The organism is Rhodococcus sp. WB1, from assembly GCF_001700945.1.
Lineage (GTDB): Bacteria > Actinomycetota > Actinomycetes > Mycobacteriales > Mycobacteriaceae > Rhodococcus > Rhodococcus aetherivorans.
The window spans coordinates 3,035,684-3,052,194 of sequence record NZ_CP015529.1; the positions used below are offsets into that span (position 1 = coordinate 3,035,684).

Here is a 16,511-nt window from a genome sequence, read left to right on the forward strand (position 1 = left end):
TTGATCGCCCGAACTGTTAGTGGCTAACATTATGGGGTGTCCAAGTCCGAGCGGACCCGGCAGCGCATCCAGGCAACGGCGGTGCAGCTGTTCACCGAGGACGGCTACGACGCCGTCACCGTCGACCGGATCGCCTCCGCCGCCGGGGTGTCGCACATGACCTTCTTCCGGTACTTTCCATCCAAAGACGCTGTTCTGCTTGATGATCCCTACGACCCTGTCATTGCGGACGCCGTGGCCGCGCAGCCGGCGGACCGGAGCCCGCTGGAACGGGCGTGCCGGGGGATCCTCGACGCCTGGGCGCTGATTCCCGAGACGGATCTCGGGGACGTGCGCACTCGCCTGCGGATCGTCGCGGCACACCCCCGGCTGCGCGCGCGGATGTGGGAGAACACCCTGCGCACCCAGGAGGCCGTCGCCGCCGCGCTCGCCGAACCGGGGACACGACGACTCGAGGCCGCAGTGGCCGCCGGGGCCTGCATGGGCGCACTCATGGCGGCGCTGACGGACTGGGCAGAAACCGGCGACGAGGCTCTCGGCAACCGGATTGCGTCGGCCCTGCACCAGCTCGCACCGGAGGCCCGTCCCTCACGGCAGCCACGGGAGGTGCCGTGACCGAGGTCGGCGACGTCGTGCTCGAGTGCCGGAACGTGTGCAAACGCTACGGCTCCGCGCCGGTACTCGAGGGCGTCACCACCGAGGTGCGGGCGGGCGAGGTACACGCGTTCGTGGGCCTCAACGGGGCGGGAAAGACGACGTTGATGCGCCTGTTCCTCGGCATGATCGAGCCCGACGACGGAATCGTGCGCGTGCGGGGCCTGGCGCCGTCGACGATGCCGGCGCGGCACTGGACGGGCGTCGGGCACCTGGTCGAAACACCGCTGGCCTATCCCGAACTGACCGTCGCGCAGAACCTGCGCATCGCGGGCCGCCTCGCCGGCCTGTCCGCGGCGGGCGCCACCGCCGCGGCCGACCGGTGGATCGAGGAACTGGTCCTGTCCCGGTGGGCGCGGACCAGCGCACGGAAACTCTCCCTCGGCAACCGGCAGCGGCTGGGTCTGGCCGCGGCGCTGATCGCGGACCCGGATGTGCTGATCCTGGACGAGCCGACCAATGCGCTCGATCCGGCCGGGATCATGCTGCTGCGCACGCTGCTGCAGCGCAGCCGGGAGCGCGGCGCGGCGACGCTGGTGTCCAGCCACCATCTCGACGAGGTCGCCCGCGTGGCCGACCGCATCACAGCCGTCAACGAGGGACGCGTCGTCGGCTCCCTCGACCCGGACGGAATCGATCTCGAGCGGCAGTTCTTCGACCTGGTGTACCGCGACAGCGAGGCGCGACGATGACCACCTCCGAGCAGATCCGGGCCGCGCTGACGGTCGAGTGGGCCAAGTTCCGGCGGGCACGCCCCGTATGGGTCACCCCCGCCCTTCTCACGACGGGGGTGGTGACCATGTGCGTGCTGACCCTGCAGTCCGTGCACGGTGCCAACGCGGTGATGGCGGGTAAGGCGCAGACCATCGTCGGCGACGGCGGCCGAGCGGGACTGTTCGCCGCAGCCGACACCATCGTCTCGGTGGGCGGGCTTCTCGGATTCGGTGTGGTCATCGGCTGGGTCTTCGGCCGCGAGTTCACCGACGGAACGATCACCGGTCTGTGGGCCGCGCCGGTCTCCCGCCCGGCCCTCGCCGCCGCAAAGCTGCTGATCCTGCTGTCGTGGGCGGCCGCCACCAGCCTCGCGCTGGGCGCCGCACTGGCGGTGGTGGCGGGAACGCTCGTCGACGACGAGCCCCTCGACCCGGGGACGCCGGCGCTCGTGGGCAGATTCCTCGCCGTCGCCCTGCTCACCGCGGGGCTCGCATTCCCCTGCGCCTGGGTCGCCACCGTTGCGCGGGGATACCTGCCCGCGGTCGGGACGATCATCGCCGTGGTGGTCGTCGCCCAGATGGCGGTCATGGCCGGAGCGGGCGGCTGGTTCCCGTTCTCGGCTCCGGGCCTGTGGGCGGCGGGACCGCAGGCCGGTTCCGTCACCGGTCCGCAACTCGCGCTCGCCCTCGTCGTTCCTGCCGTCTCGGCGGGCCTGACGCTGTGGTCGTGGCGCCGGCTCGCCCTCGTGCACTAGGACTCCCCAAGGGGCCGAAGTCCCGTCGATCCGGACCGCCCGCACGATAGGGTGATGCCCGGAGTGCCGGGAAGTCTGGTCGGCGAGTGGCGTTCGCATTTCACGACCAGGGAGGGCACCGTGGACCAGGATTCGTTCGCAGGTCGGGTTCCGAGCCGGGTACTCGGCGGATGAGCACATCGAACATCGCGCGACCACGCATGCACAGGTTTCACGATGCCGGCTAGGTGGCGTGCTCGGTTGACGGGCGCCGACGTGCTCACCGAACGCCCGGGCTTCGCGCTGGTGGGCGTCCTGCGGGTCCCGCAGTCGCAGACCAGTCCCGGCCGGGCCATCGTCCGCCGGATCGGCTACGCCCTGATCGCCCTGGCCCTGGTGGTGCTCGTCGTCTACCTGGACCGCGACGGCTACACCGACAACCAGGACGACGAGCTGTCCCTGCTGGACTGCATCTACTACGCGACGGTGTCGCTGTCGACCACCGGCTACGGCGACATCGCTCCGATCACCGAACAGGCTCGCCTGGTCAACATCCTGATCATCACTCCGCTACGGGTCTTCTTCCTCATCGTCCTGGTCGGCACCACGCTCTCGGCTCTGACCGAGAGCTCGCGGCAGGCGTTCCGTATCCAGCAGTGGCGACGCCGGGCGCGCAACCACACGGTCGTCGTGGGTTACGGCACCAAGGGCCGTGCCGCAGTGGACGCGATGCTCGGGGACGGCGTCCCGCCGTCCGAGATCGTGGTCGTCGACACCGACCCACTGATACTCGAGGCCACCGCCGGACAGGGTCTGGTGACGGTGCAGGGCTCGGCCACGAGATCGGACGTGCTGCGCCTGGCCGGGGATCCGCACTGCACCTCGATCGTCGTTGCCGCCGATCGCGACGACACCGCAGTGCTCGTCACCCTCACCGCCCGCGAACTCGCGCCCGCTGCGAAGATCGTCGCCGCCGTTCGCGAGTCCGAAAACACCCACGTCCTCCGCCGGTCCGGGGCCGACACCGTGGTCGTCTCCTCCGAAACCGCCGGGCGGCTGCTGGGCGTCGCGACGGCCACACCCGGCGTGGTGCAGATGGTCGAAGACCTGCTCACCCCCGAGGCCGGGTTCGCCATCACCGAACGGGCGGCCGAGGCCGCCGAGATCGGCGAATCCCCCCGCCACCTGACCGACATCGTGCTCGGGATCGTCCGTGACGGCCGGCGGCTGCACGTCGGATCACCGGAGGCCGCCACCATCGGAGCCGACGACCGACTGCTCTGCATCCGGCGCGTGCCGGACTGATCCCGTTCCTGCCCCCGTCGCGCCCGCAACCGATGCCGGAGGTCGCATCATGGTCCTGCCCGTCGATCCGTCGCCCGTCAATACGCACCACGACCTGTCGGTCCACGAGGTCGTCCTCCTGCACGAGACCGATCCGCATCGCGGCCTCGACGCGGACGAGGCCACCCGCAGGCTGGAACGATTCGGGCCCAACGTGCTGCCGGCGGCCTCGGGCCACGGGTTGCTGCGGCGGATTCTGCGCCAGTTCCACAATCCCCTCATCTATGTGCTGCTGTCCGCAGCGGCGATCACGCTGTGGCTCGACGAATACGTCGACTCGGCCGTCATCCTCGCGGTCGTCCTGGTCAACGCCACCGTCGGCTTCGTCCAGGAGTCCAAGGCCGAAGCGGCGCTCGACGCACTCCGGTCCATGGTGCGCACACAGACACGCGTGATCCGCGGTGGACGCCAGCAGACCCTGCCGTCGGACGACCTCGTACCCGGCGATCTCGTCGTCCTCGAGGCCGGCGACAAGGTTCCCGCAGACCTGCGCCTGATCCGCGTCGCCGAATTGCAGATCGACGAGTCCGCACTGACCGGGGAGTCCGTTCCGGTCGTCAAGGACGAGGTGGTACTGCCGCCTGCCACGCCGGTGGCGGATCGCCGCAACATGGTGCACTCGGGCACGTTGGTGACGGCCGGGGCGGGTGCCGGGGTCACCGTTGCGACCGGCGACCGGACCGAACTCGGGGAGATCCATCGCCTCGTCGGGGCCGCGGACGTGCTGGCCACGCCGCTCACCGCCAAACTGGCCTCGTTCAGCAGGGTTCTGACCGTGGCGATCGTCGTGCTGGCGGCGGCGACCTTCGCGATCGGTCTCGTCCGCGGTCAGGACGCGCCGGAAACGTTCACCGCCGCGGTGGCGCTTGCGGTCGGCGCCATCCCGGAAGGGCTTCCCGCGGTCGTCACCATCACGATGGCCATCGGTGTGGCCCGGATGGCCCGGCGCCGGGCGGTGATCCGCCGGCTGCCCGCCGTCGAGACGCTCGGCAGCACGACCGTCATCTGTTCGGACAAGACCGGAACACTCACCGCGAACCAGATGACGGTGCGCCACCTGTGGACGGTGCACTCCCTGTATTCCGTGACCGGTTCGGGATACGCGCCCGAGGGCGTGGTCCACGATTCCGCCGGCGCCGTGGCCGCACCCGATTCGGACGAGGCCCTGCGGTGGACGATCGTGGCGGGTGCCGGATGCAACGACGCACACCTCGACCGGCGGGACGGGCGGTGGTCCGTCGTCGGTGATCCCACCGAGGCCGCGATGCTCGTCGTCGCGGGCAAGGCCGGCCTGGCACCCGAGGACGTCCGCGCCGGGCACCCCCGCATCGGCACCATCCCCTTCAGTTCCGAACGCCAGTTCATGGCGACGCTGCACGCCGAGCCCCGCACGGGTGAGCGGGTCGTGCTCGCCAAGGGGGCCGTCGAGCGGATCCTCGAACGTTGCCGCTACGGCATGGGTTCCGACGGCAGCCTCCTTCCCCTGGACCGGGACTCGGTCCAGGGGGCCGCCGAGGACCTGGCGCGGCAAGGGCTGCGTGTGCTGGCCACGGCCGTCCGCGCGATCGATGCGGAGGCGGAGTTCGACCTGTCGGTGGTCTCCGGCGAGATGGTGTTCGCCGGCCTGCACGCGATGCTCGACCCGCCCCGGCAGGCCGCCGTGGACGCCGTACGTGCGTGCCACGTCGCCGGCATCGCGGTCAAGATGATCACCGGCGACCATGCGGCCACCGCAGCGGCGATCGCCCGGCAGCTCGGGTTGATCGGCGAGGCCGACGACGGACTCGTGCTCACCGGACAGGATCTCGACGCGATCCCGGCCGAGGAACTCGCGGACGCGGTCGACCGGGCCCGGGTGTTCGCACGGGTCTCCCCCGAACAGAAGCTCCGGTTGGTCGGGGCCCTGCAGGAACGTGGCCACGTCGTCGCCATGACGGGCGACGGCGTCAACGACGCTCCCGCCCTGCGGCAGGCCGACATCGGGGTGGCCATGGGCCACGGTGGAACGGAAGTGGCCAAGGAGGCCGCCGACATGGTGCTCACCGACGACGACTTCGCCACCATCGAGGCCGCCGTGGAGGAGGGCCGCGGCGTCTTCGACAACCTCACGAAGTTCATCGTGTGGGTGCTTCCCACCAGCCTCGGTCAGGGCCTGGTCATCCTCGCCGCGATCGTCTTCGGGACGACCCTGCCGATCCTGCCCACCCAGATCCTGTGGATCAACATGACCACCGCCGTCGCACTGGGTCTCATGCTGGCGTTCGAGCCGAAGGAACCCGACACGATGACCCGGCCCCCACGGGATCCCACGCGGCCGCTGCTGACCGGCGCGCTCGTCACCCGGATCCTGCTGGTGTCCGGCCTCATCGTGGGCGGCGCGTGGTGGCTGTTCGAGTGGGAGCTCGGCATCGGTGCCGACCTCGCCGAGGCACGAACCTCGGCCGTCAACCTCGTCGTGGCGGTGGAGCTGTTCTACCTCTTCAGCTGCCGCTCGCTCACGGCGTCGGTATGGCGGATCGGGTTCTTCGGCAACCGGTGGATCCTCGTCGGGGTGCTCGCCCAGACAGTCGCGCAGCTCGCCATCACCTATGTGCCCGCCATGAACACCCTCTTCCAGACCGCTCCGATCGACGCGCAAGCATGGTTGCGCATCGTCGGCCTCGCCACGCTCGCGGTGCTCGTCGTCGCCGTCGACAAGTCCCTGCGCGCCCGGGCCGCACGAGGGAGCGCGGACCTTCCGGTGGCCGGGACCCTCGCCCCGCCGGACGAGTCGTGAGTAGGTGACCTCTCATGGACCTGCACTCCTTCCCGCTCGTCGCCACGATCCTCGCCCTCGCTGCACTGGCAGGCTTGCTCGCGACCCGGCTGCGGCAGTCACCACGGGTTCCACGGCAAGGTCGCCGTCACCGCCCACGGCAGCCAGGACTCCGAACGGCTCCTCACCGCCGGCGCCGACCTCGTTCTCGACCCGTTCGAACTGGCGGCCACCACGACCGACGCACTGGACCGGCTCGTCGGCATCGCCGACAACAAGCAACCGGACGGTTGACAAGCACGGGTCGCTCGTCGCGGCCGGATCCCACCGGCACCTTGCGCGTTCGGCGACCCACCCGAAGCGCCGCTGCGCCGCGGCGGATGCGCCCTAGAGGACGTGCATCGCCTGCATCGGGGCAAGACGGACCTCGCCGAACGGGTGTGCCCGGCGACCACCGCGTCGGGCGGCCGCCTGACGGAGGCCGGAGGGCGGCTATGGGGCGCGGCTCCGGCCGAACGACGGGCGGGCCGCGGGCCGGACGACGGCAGGGCCCTCATGTAGGTTCCACTGCTCGGTGTCACTTATCGGTGCTTCCGAGCTGCGGGTTCTCAACGGCGTGTCAGTGCCTGATTCGCGTAGGCCGATCCCCGAGCCGTGAGGGACTGGTCTCCGCGGTGCCGTTCTGCTGGGGTCGGGAAGACACCGATCTACGTAGGACGCCCGAATCCGGGAATCTCGAGGCTGTCGGAGAGCCACTGGCAGACTGCCTGCGCGTAGAGGTCGGGCGCCTCGACGGGAAGCAGGTGGCCGACGTCCTCGATGGGGCGGGGTGTCCAGCCCGGCCGTCGGGCGTGCTGCATGAGCGACGTGGGGTCGACAAGGTGATCGTCGCTTCCCCACAGCACGAGTACGGGCATCTGCACGGAATCGAGAGCCTCGTTCGTCGGCTTCTGCGTGATGAACATGGCTTTGACGATCGACGCGAACGCCGTGGCCGTGCCCGCGAGCCGTTCCGGGTGCTCGCGGGCCGCCTCGAGGTCATCGAGCCACAGGTCGACCTGTGCTCGTGAGACACGGCCCCGGTTTCCACCGAGGAGGTCGGTCCGGCCACCGGAGATGGAGCCCGCGTCTTCGATCGCGGTTCGCTTGGCGTCCAGTATGCGCCGGCCCGCCAGTCGCAGCACCAGGCGTGTCGTGGGCGGGCCGGCTGCGACGACGAGACGTCCCAGCGTCTGCCACCCGAATGCCTCGGCTGGTGACGTCCGGCGCCACGGCAGCGCCGGAGCCACCAAGACGACTCCCCGAGTCTTCTCGGGCATCATCGTGGCGGCCAGCGCCGCCACCGGGCCACCCGTCGACCAGCCGTGCAGCAGCACCTGGCTCTCGAGGCGGAGCTGCCGGGCGAAGGCCGCCACGAAGCGAGCGTCCAGGTCCGCGCGTGGCCCATGCCGATACGGATCACCGGTGTGGCCGACAATCGTCCCCGGGAGGTCGACGGAAATCACCGGCCCGAGCCGGCGCAGGGGAGGAACGAGATCGAGCCACATGCTCGCGCTACCGGTCATCGGGGGCACCAGCAGGTGAACCGGCGCGTCGGGAGGCGCGGTCGACGCGGGCTCCGCTCGGACATAGTGCACGGGCACGCCGCACACGCTCGTCGACACGCTGCGCAACCCCGCCCACTGCGGCGACCGGGCGCCCCAGTCGTCGTATCGCACGGTGATCCCTCCCTCTTTCCCAGGGTATTCGGAGGCTGGATGGAGGGCGACGATTTGGACCCGGCAGCGCAACACGTCCATGACCGGGTCGATGCTGCGCGAGTACTACCCGGTCGCGGCGGCTGCTTTCGACGCCTTGGCCGGACGTGATGCCCACGCCGTGCTGTCCGTCGCACCCAGCCCGGAGCAGGGGTTCGCATTCACCGTCACGCGAGTCGAGGCCCTGGTCCGCAGAGTCGGCCGACAGCGATACGTCCGAACTCGCGCCACCGAGATCGTCGCTGCTTGCGCAGTGAGCAACTGCCGGCCCGAGCCGGTGCGGGCGACACCTACGCCGCCGCCGTCTCGGCATTGGTCGCCGTCACTACTGAGATGGCCCGACAGATCGCCGGACTGGAGGAACAGGTGAAGGCGGGTTCTGGTCGACACCCGGGCGCCGAGATCTACCTGAGCCCGCCTGGTCTGGGAGTGGTTCTCGGTGCCTGGGTGCTCGCAGAAATTGGGGATGATCCGGGACGCTGGGCCGATGTCCGAGCCCGGAGGAAACTACTCTGGCATGGCGCCGGTGACCCGAGCCTCCGGCATCAAACGGGTCGTGCTCGCCCGGAACCGACGGTTGGGTGATGCGCTCTATCCGCAGGCCTTCGCTGCACTCAAGGCCTCTGCCGGGCGCCCGCCCCTACTACGGCCGGCACCGTGCCGGCGGCGCCACCCGCCACATCGTGCTTTGACGAACCGCCTCGTCGGCATTCTCCACGGTTGCCCTGCTCATCACACCACCTACGACGAAGAGACCGCACGGACCGACTCACGGCGCACCGCGGCCGCTTGACAGGTTAGAAGCGTCGGACAGCAACACCTCAGTTGAGGCTGCCCCCGGCGGCCAGGAAGTTGTCGATGGCACGTTGGAGCCGGTCGAGTGCGGCGCCGTACGACGTGAAGTCGCCGGTGCGCTGGGCGTCGCGCAGATCAGCCAGGGCGCTGTTCAGTTCGAGGACGGCAGCGGTGAGCTGCTCCGGGGTCGGCTCTGCGGGCGGCGCGGTGGGTGGCGGCACCGTCGCGCCCTCCTCGGGTGGCGGAGCGGTCGCCGCAGGATCGGGGGGTGGCGGGGTCGCGGCGTCGCCGCCGGGCGCCGTCGCCATCCGGCCCGTCCCCGCACCGAAGACCTGGTCGAGGGCCTCGGCGAGGGTGGGTGCGTATCCGACGCGGACGCCGCCGGCGCTGGGTTCGCGATAGCTGACCAGCACTCGCGACAGTTGCGGGAAGGTCGAACCGTCGGCGGTGCTGGTGAGGCGTTCGGTGTACAGGGGCTCGACGTAGAGCACCCCGCCGTCCGCGATCGGCAGCGTCAGCAGATTGCCGTAGTGGATCCGATTGGACCGCTCGAGCAGGGTGCGTTCGGAGGCCACCCGGGTGTCGGAGATCATCGAATTCTGGGTCTGTTGCGGCCCCTGGGTCTGCGTGTCGGTCGGCAGCTGCAGCACCTCCATCCGGCCGTAGCCGTCCGGGTCGGAGTTCACCGAGATGTAGGCGGAGAGGAACTCGCGGTTGAACCCGACCATCGCGCTGGCGAGACGGAAGGACGGTGCCGCGCTCTCCTGGTCACCGACCAGCACGTAGTACGGCGGCTGCGACCCCACGGCCTCGGAGGTCGGGTCGCTGGGGACGGACCAGAACGCGTTGTTGGTGAAGAACTCCCGCGGGTCGTCGACGTGGTACTTGGCGAGCCGGTCCCGTTGAAGACCGAAGAGGTCCTCGGGGTAACGGAAGTGGGAGCGCAATTCCGGGGTGATCGATTCCGGCGGTTGCACGGCGCCGGGAAAGGCCCCCATCCACGCCGCGAGCACCGGGTCGTTCGTGTCCACCTGGTAGAGGGTGACGGTGCCGTCGTAGGCGTCCACGGTGGCCTTGACCGAGTTCCTGATGTAGGAGAGGGGCTCACCCGGAAGCAGCCGGCCGGTATCGCTGACGTGGGCGTCGGGCAACGCGCCGGCCTGGGCGTACGGGTAGTGCGCCAGGGTGGTGTACCCGTCGACGATCCAGACGATCCGTCCGTCCACGACCGCCGGGTACGGATTGCCGTCGGTGCGGAGCCACGGCGCGACCCGTTCCACGCGGGTCTTCGGATCGCGATCGAAGATGATCTTCGAGTCCGCTCCGATGGCGCCGGAGAACAGGATGTTGCGCTCGCCGTACCGGACCGCGAACGCCAGCCGGTTGATCCAGCTTCCGATCGGCACGCCCCCGCTGCCGGTGTAAGTGTACTGCGAGGTATCCGTGTCGTACTCGCGCGGCGCCGCACCGGCGGACCCGCCGACAATCGCGTAGTCCGGGTCCGACGCCGCGATCAGCTCGCCGAAGTAGATGCGCGGCTGCTCGACCGGGATCAGTTGCCGACCGGAGGCCTGGGAAGCGATGTCACTGACCGTGTAGATGGGGTATCCACTGTCGCTGCCGCTTCCGGCCGCGGCTGCGTCCCGGACGGCGGCGTTGACCCGGTTCGCCGGCGCCGCCACGAATCCGTTGCCGTGGGTGTAGACGGTGTGCCGGTTGATCCATTGGGTCTGATTGCCGCTCAGGCTCTTCGGGGACAGTTCTCGGGCGGCGACAATGTAGTCGCCGACCTCCCCGTCGATGGTGTACCGGTCGATGTCCAGTTGCGGAGTGAAACCGTAGAAGTTCTTCAGCTGCTGTTGCTGGGTGAAGGTCCTCGAGAGCACGTTCGGGTCCAGCAGCCGGGCGTTGGCGATCGTGGTGACGTCGGCCGGGATCTCGCGCGGCGGCCGGGTTCCGACCCCGGGATAGTCGAGGTACTCGACGCGATCGGCCTCGATCCCGTACGCCTGCCTGGTCGCGGCGATGTTGCGCTCGATGTACGGGCTCTCGCGATCGGCCGCGTTCGGGCGCACCGAGAACTGCTCCGTGAGGGCCGGGAAGATCCCGCCGACGACGATCGACGACAGGACCAGCAGCGCGGTTGCCATCAACGGCACCCGCAGGTCGTCCAGCAGGATCGAAGCGAAGAACGCTGCCGCGCACAGCACGGCGATCGCCACGAGGATCAGGCGAGCCGGCAGCACCGCGTTGATGTCGGTGAATCCGGCCCCGGTGAACGTCGGTTCCTTCCGGCCGCTCCACAGCAGCTGGTAGCGGTCGAACCAGTACGCGACCGCCTTGAGCGCGACGAAACTCCCGGCGAGCACGGCGATCTGGATTCGGGCGGCGCGCGTCGTCGCACCCGCCGCGCCGGTGGCACCACGACGGTCCCCGGCGCCGGTTGCGAACGGCAGCCGTAGTCCCCCGAAAAGGTAGTGGGTGGCCGTGCAGAGCACGAGTGCCAGGAACAGCGCGAGGAACGCCCACGTCAGCACGAGCCGGTAGAACGGCAGGTCGAAGACGTAGAACCCGACGTCGTACCCGAACTGCGCGTCGACGCTACCGAATGATCCGCCGTGGAGGAACAGCTGCACTCTGGCCCACTGACTCTGTGCGCTCAGGCCGAAGAACAGTCCCAGCAGCAACGGGATACCGATCGCGAACAGTTTCGGGCGCCTCAGCACCACGATTCGGTACCGCTCGATCGGATCGTCCGGGCCGACGGCGAACAACGGTCGCGCTCGGTACGCCCACGCCGTCACCCCGAAGAGCAGACCGGTCACCACCAGCGTGACCGCGGCGAACAGCACCAACCGGGTCACGATGATGGTGCCCCACACTTCCCGGTAGCCGACCTCTCCGAACCAGAGCCAATCGGTGTACACCGCGATCAGCCGGGGTCCGGCGATCAGCAGAGCGAAGAGGACCAGAAGGGCGACGATCGCCCGATGCGCCCGGCGCGGCAGCAACCGCCCTGGTTCGGAGGGATGCACGTCCACCTCCGATCGCCCGCATGCACCGCGGCGGCCGGTGGACGGGGCCGGGTCCACACGATGCGGCCGCGATGTCCGTCCACCCATTCTAGGTGGGGGACATCACTCCGCCCAGGGAATCGCCGACCGGCGCCGATTCCTCCCGCACAGAACTGGGTCGTGCAGGCCCCGCCGGGTTCAGTGCTGGTAGACGTCCGGGATCCCGTCCTGGTCCTCGTCGAGAGACTCGAGCTCCGCGATCCTGCGGTAGGCGCGGTTCCGGGAGCGGAGCACCACCGACGCGGCGAGCGCCGCGGTGAGGGAGCCGACGAGGACCGCAACCTTCACGTGGTCGGCCGCGACGGTGCCGGCGCCGTAGGCGAGGTCTCCGATCAGCAGGGAGACGGTGAAGCCGATGCCGCCGAGCAGCGCGACGCCGAGCACGTCCAGCCAGCTCAGTCCCTCGTCCAGGTGGGCGCGGGTGAACCGGGCCATCAGGTAGGTGACGCCGAAGATCCCGACGACCTTGCCGAGCACGAGGCCCGCGACGACACCGACCGAGATCGGATCGCGGAGCGCCTCACCCAGGCCGTCGAGGCCACCGATCGTCACGCCGGCGGCGAAGAACGCAAAGATCGGGACGGCGACCCCGGCCGACAGCGGCCGGAGCCGATGCTCGAACTGCTCGGCCATGGCCTCCGTGCCGGTGCGCGTCCTGCGGGCGACGGGCACGGTGAAACCGAGCAGAACGCCGGCCACGGTGGCGTGGACACCGGATTCGTGGACCAGGAACCACGTGAGCACCGCCAGCGGCACCAGGAGCCACCAGGCCCGGATGCCGCGCTGCACCGCCACGGCGAACGCGAGCAGCGGGAGCATCGCGAGCCCGAGATATGCCAGGTCGAGCTCATCGGTGTAGAACACCGCGATCACGGTGACGGCGAGCAGGTCGTCGACGACGGCGAGCGTGAGCAGGAAGGTGCGCAGGGCCGCCGGGAGATGCGTCCCGATGACGGCCAGGATGGCCACGGCGAAGGCGATGTCGGTGGCGGTGGGCACCGCCCATCCGGTCAGCGCGTCCGCTCCGCCGCGCAGGTTCACCGCGACGAACACCGCCGCGGGTACCGCCATCCCTCCCACCGCTGCGGTGATCGGCACGGCGGCGCGCCGCAGGTCCCGCAGGTCGCCGGCGACGAACTCACGCTTGAGTTCCAGGCCGACGACGAAGAAGAAGATGGCCAGCAGACCGTCGGCCGCCCACGTCCCGAGTGACAGGTCCAGGTGCAGCGCGGACGGCCCCACCGTGGTGTCGCGGAGGCTGTGGTAGGCGTCGGACCACGGGGTGTTGGCCCAGACCAGGGCCGCGAGCGCGCCGATGAGCAGCAGGACACCACCGACGGTCTCCTTGCGGAGAATCTCGGCCACCCGCTTGGATTCCTCCCACGATCCACGGGAGAGCAACGGCAGGCGGGCGAAGGGTGTCGTCATCGAATGTCCTCGGATGTCGGGCAGCAGTCGTCGTCTGCCGACCAGACTTCCCGGCGCACCGGTTCCACCGTATCCCACCCGGAGCGCGGATCCGAGCCGAGGCAGCCGGGCGGCCCCGTCAGGGCGACGGATCAGGGTGACGGATAGGTGCTGATCGAGACCAGCGTCCCGTCCCCGCCCGAGGACACCGAGATGGAGGCGCCCTTCCCCGGCTTCCTGATCGTGAGACTCGTGCTGTAGGGAGTGACGCTCTCGGAGACCGTCTGCCAGCCCTCCCGGTCCACGAAGTCGAGGTAGAAGGTGCTGACCTGCTCGATCGGGTCGGACGTCGTCAGGACGGCCGAGCCGATCGCCCGGCTGACGAGCGTCGACGGCTGATAGGCCGGGATTCCATCCGTCGCCTCGGTGCCCTGTGCCTCGGTGCCCTGTGCCTCGGTGCCCTGCGTCTCGGTACCCGCCGGCCCGGGCTCGGACTCGGCCGTGCCGGTCGGCGGGGCCGTTTCCCGGGCTGCCTCGGTGGTCGTCTGCGCCGACTCGCTCGGGTACGAGTCGTCGGTGCCGCATCCGACGACCGCGAGTGCCACTACCAGCGCCGCCGCGGCAGCCGGTACGACTCTCCTCGATGTTCGCATGTGCGTCCTCCTCCGCCGTTCCCACTGTGCACGGTCGGCAGGGATCGCGGGACGGATTCACCGCTTCGACGGCCGCGGAAGACGGCCGAAGTCAGGCTCGCCGTGCGCCCCGTGGCGGCGGCTGGCACCGGGGGCAGCTGAACGACGAGCGGTTCATGAATTTCTCCCGCCGCACCGGCGTCCCGCACCGTGGGCACGGCAGGTTCTCCTGGCCGTAGACGTTCAGCGACCGGTCGAAGTATCCGGACTCGCCGTTGACGTTGACATAGAGGGCATCGAACGAGGTACCGCCCTGGGCGAGCGCCTCGCCCATCACGTCGCGGGCCGCGTCGAGCAGCCGCCGCAGGGTCGGCCCCCCGAGCCGGTCGGCCGCGCGGTTGCCGTGCACGCCGGCCCGCCACAGCGATTCGTCGGCGTAGATGTTGCCGATGCCGGACACGACGGTCTGGTCGAGGAGGACGCGCTTGATCTCGGTGTGCTTGCCGCGCAGCACCTTCACCACGGCGGCCGCGTCGAACGCCGGATCCAGGGGGTCGCGGGCGATGTGCGCGACGGGCTCCGGCAGGACGGCACCGTCGACCTCGACGAGCGGGGCGAGGGCCCAGCCTCCGAAGGTGCGCTGGTCCACGAACCGCAGGTCGGCGCCGTTGTCGAGAACGGCGCGGATGCGCAGGTGTTTCTCGTCCGGCACCGCCGGCGGCTGGACCAGCATCTGCCCGCTCATCCCGAGATGGACGACCAGTGCGACGTCGGCGGGTCCCAAGACGAGCCACAGGTATTTGCCGCGACGCTGGACGGCAGCCACGGTCTGCCCGGTCAGCCGCAGCGCGAGATCCCGCGGGCCGGGTTCGTGACGGCGTACCGCACGCGGGTGCAGCACCTGGACGGACTCGATGGTGGCGCCGCGGACGTGCGCGTCGAGGCCGCGGCGGACGACCTCGACCTCGGGCAGTTCGGGCACGTCGGGTCAGTTCTGGTCGGCGGCGGCGCCGGTGGGGGTGGCGTCGCTGTCGGACAGGCTCTGCCAGGCCGCGGCGGCGGCCTTCTGCTCGGCTTCCTTCTTCGTCCGACCCACGCCGACACCGCGGGCGTCGCCCGCGACGATCACCGTCGCGGTGAATTCCTTGTCGTGGTCCGGGCCGGTGGCGGTGATCTCGTACGCCGGCACGCCGACGCCTCGTTCCGCGGTCAGCTCCTGCAGGCTCGTCTTCCAGTCGAGACCGGCGCCGAGCCGCGGACCCCGCTCGAGGAGTTCGGCGAACAGGCGCAGCACGACGGTGCGTGCGACGTCGATACCGTGCTGCAGGTGGACGGCGCCGAGCAGCGACTCCATGCCGTCCGCGAGAATGCTGGGCTTGTCGCGGCCACCGGTGAGTTCCTCACCTTTGCCGAGCAGCAGGTGCGGCCCGAGGCCGCCGTCACCGAGAGACCGCGCGACCTCGGCGAGGGCGTGCATGTTCACCACCGACGCCCGGATCTTCGCGAGTTCACCCTCGGACTTGTCCGGATGCGACAGGTACAGCTTCTCGGTCACGGTGAGGCCGAGGACGGCGTCGCCGAGGAACTCGAGACGCTCGTTGGTCGGCAGGCCACCGTTCTCGTACGCGTAGGAGCGGTGCGTGAGCGCAAGCGTCAGCAGCTCCGGATCCACATCGACACCGAGGGCGGCGAGAAGGGACGCGTGTTCCCCTTCGCCGCCCTCGGATGCGGTGGTCGAATCGCTCGTCACGATGTCTCAGAATTCGAGAACTAGACGGCAGCGGTCACCTGACGGCCGTTGTAGGTGCCGCAGGACGGGCACGCCACGTGCGGCAGCTTCTTCTCGCCGCAGCCGCGGTTCGGGCAGGTGACGAGCGTCGGCGCAGTGGTGTTCCACTGGCTCCGCCGCGACCGGGTGTTCGAACGCGACATTCTGCGCTTGGGGACGGCCACGTCTACTTCTCCTCGTTGTTCTTGCTGTCGGATGCACTGCTGGGTTCTTCGGAGCCTGCGCCGAAAGCGGCTGCCAACCCAGCCCAGCGAGGATCCATTCTCTCATGCCCGTGCCCGGATTCCGCAATCGCCAGGCGAATGCCGCATTCGGGGCACAGTCCCGCACAGTCGTCACTACACAACGGCCGCAGCGGAAGCTCCAGTCCGACGGTGTCGACGATGACCGGCTCGAGGTCGATCGTGTCGTCCACCAGGCGGTAGACCTCGTCCTCGTCGGTGGTCTGCTCCGTGACGCTGTTCGGGTAGGCGAACAGCTCCGTCAGGTACAGCTCCACCGAGTCCTCGAAGGGCTCGAGGCAGCGCGAGCACTCGCCGACTGTATCGGCACGGACGGTCCCGGTGACGAGGACCCCCTCGGACACCGCTTCCAGCCGGAGATCGAGTTCCACATCCGTGCCTTCCTCGATCGCGATCGAGTCGAGTCCGATCCGCAACGGCGCAGGTACCACCGTGTGGACCGTGCGCATGGAGCCCGGACGGCGTCCGAGCGAGCGTACGTCCAGCACGAGACCCGAATCCCGGTCGGGATGCTGGGGGCTGTGACGGCGGGCAGACACGGGAATGCTTCTTCCTCTTTCCAGGTGACGGACGCCGCCCCCACGGGGCGACCGGGCAACCACTCCACGATACGCG

The 16,511-nt window shown here is 69.8% G+C and carries 13 protein-coding genes; 5 read left to right on the forward strand and 8 right to left on the reverse strand.

The features are described 5' to 3' along the window. Nucleotides 1–36: 36 nt before the first annotated feature. The 5 genes from A4U64_RS13425 (at nucleotide 37) to A4U64_RS13445 (ending at nucleotide 6,221) form a co-directional block, all read left to right on the forward strand. Entirely contained in the window at nucleotides 37–615 is a 579-nt protein-coding gene (locus tag A4U64_RS13425) for a TetR family transcriptional regulator (RefSeq protein ID WP_006933647.1), read from the forward strand. Beyond that, the gene (locus tag A4U64_RS13430) at nucleotides 612–1,346 is read left to right on the forward strand and encodes an ABC transporter ATP-binding protein (protein ID WP_006933645.1); all 735 of its coding nucleotides are present in this window, start codon (nucleotides 612–614) and stop codon (nucleotides 1,344–1,346) included. Before A4U64_RS13425 ends, A4U64_RS13430 begins: the two co-directional genes overlap by 4 nt. Beyond that, nucleotides 1,343–2,122 carry an ABC transporter permease gene (locus A4U64_RS13435; protein ID WP_065922653.1) on the forward strand — a complete coding sequence of 260 codons (780 nt, stop codon included), beginning with the start codon at nucleotides 1,343–1,345 and terminating at the stop codon, nucleotides 2,120–2,122. The genes A4U64_RS13430 and A4U64_RS13435 overlap by 4 nt, the downstream gene beginning before the upstream one ends. Nucleotides 2,123–2,338: 216 nt before the next feature. Continuing rightward, nucleotides 2,339–3,406: a potassium channel family protein gene (locus A4U64_RS13440; RefSeq protein WP_065922654.1), complete on the forward strand. Its 1,068-nt coding sequence runs from the start codon at nucleotides 2,339–2,341 to the stop codon at nucleotides 3,404–3,406. A 49-nt stretch (nucleotides 3,407–3,455) separates the two neighbouring features. Then, nucleotides 3,456–6,221, forward strand: a complete 2,766-nt coding sequence (locus A4U64_RS13445) for a cation-transporting P-type ATPase (RefSeq protein ID WP_029543184.1) — start codon at nucleotides 3,456–3,458, stop codon at nucleotides 6,219–6,221. A gap of 686 nt (nucleotides 6,222–6,907) precedes the next feature. Here the strand turns inward: A4U64_RS13445 and A4U64_RS13450 are convergent. From A4U64_RS13450 to A4U64_RS13485, 8 genes are all read right to left on the reverse strand, one after another. Then, nucleotides 6,908–7,918: an alpha/beta fold hydrolase gene (locus A4U64_RS13450; RefSeq protein WP_065922655.1), complete on the reverse strand. Its 1,011-nt coding sequence runs from the start codon at nucleotides 7,916–7,918 to the stop codon at nucleotides 6,908–6,910. A gap of 860 nt (nucleotides 7,919–8,778) precedes the next feature. Then, nucleotides 8,779–11,793 (reverse strand): UPF0182 family protein, encoded by a 3,015-nt coding sequence (locus A4U64_RS13455; protein ID WP_065923490.1) that lies wholly within the window; start codon nucleotides 11,791–11,793, stop codon nucleotides 8,779–8,781. A 171-nt stretch (nucleotides 11,794–11,964) separates the two neighbouring features. Further along, nucleotides 11,965–13,191, reverse strand: a complete 1,227-nt coding sequence (gene nhaA / locus A4U64_RS13460) for a Na+/H+ antiporter NhaA (RefSeq protein ID WP_037201635.1) — start codon at nucleotides 13,189–13,191, stop codon at nucleotides 11,965–11,967. A 194-nt stretch (nucleotides 13,192–13,385) separates the two neighbouring features. Then, the gene (locus A4U64_RS13465; RefSeq protein ID WP_050035078.1) at nucleotides 13,386–13,886 is read right to left on the reverse strand and encodes a hypothetical protein; all 501 of its coding nucleotides are present in this window, start codon (nucleotides 13,884–13,886) and stop codon (nucleotides 13,386–13,388) included. Between the two features lie 91 nt (nucleotides 13,887–13,977). After that, the gene (mutM, locus tag A4U64_RS13470) at nucleotides 13,978–14,847 is read right to left on the reverse strand and encodes a bifunctional DNA-formamidopyrimidine glycosylase/DNA-(apurinic or apyrimidinic site) lyase (RefSeq protein ID WP_006933632.1); all 870 of its coding nucleotides are present in this window, start codon (nucleotides 14,845–14,847) and stop codon (nucleotides 13,978–13,980) included. A 6-nt stretch (nucleotides 14,848–14,853) separates the two neighbouring features. Continuing rightward, nucleotides 14,854–15,615, reverse strand: a complete 762-nt coding sequence (gene rnc, locus A4U64_RS13475; RefSeq protein WP_029543170.1) for a ribonuclease III — start codon at nucleotides 15,613–15,615, stop codon at nucleotides 14,854–14,856. 20 nt (nucleotides 15,616–15,635) lie between these two features. Continuing rightward, a complete protein-coding gene (gene rpmF / locus A4U64_RS13480) occupies nucleotides 15,636–15,818 on the reverse strand; it encodes a 50S ribosomal protein L32 (protein WP_003939052.1) in 183 nt (60 codons plus the stop codon). Nucleotides 15,819–15,820: 2 nt separating this feature from the next. Then, on the reverse strand, nucleotides 15,821–16,435 hold the full coding sequence (locus tag A4U64_RS13485) for a YceD family protein (protein ID WP_006933624.1): 615 nt from the start codon (nucleotides 16,433–16,435) through the stop codon (nucleotides 15,821–15,823). Nucleotides 16,436–16,511: the final 76 nt, after the last annotated feature.

Excerpts from the sequence above, each read along its gene's own strand:
- A4U64_RS13435 (WP_065922653.1), top strand. The coding sequence starts at position 1,343 with ATGACCACCTCCGAGCAGATCCGGGCCGCGCTGACGGTCGAGTGGGCC.
- A4U64_RS13440 (WP_065922654.1), top strand. The coding sequence starts at position 2,339 with ATGCCGGCTAGGTGGCGTGCTCGGTTGACGGGCGCCGACGTGCTCACC.
- A4U64_RS13445 (WP_029543184.1), top strand. The coding sequence starts at position 3,456 with ATGGTCCTGCCCGTCGATCCGTCGCCCGTCAATACGCACCACGACCTG.
- A4U64_RS13465 (WP_050035078.1), bottom strand. The coding sequence starts at position 13,886 with ATGCGAACATCGAGGAGAGTCGTACCGGCTGCCGCGGCGGCGCTGGTA.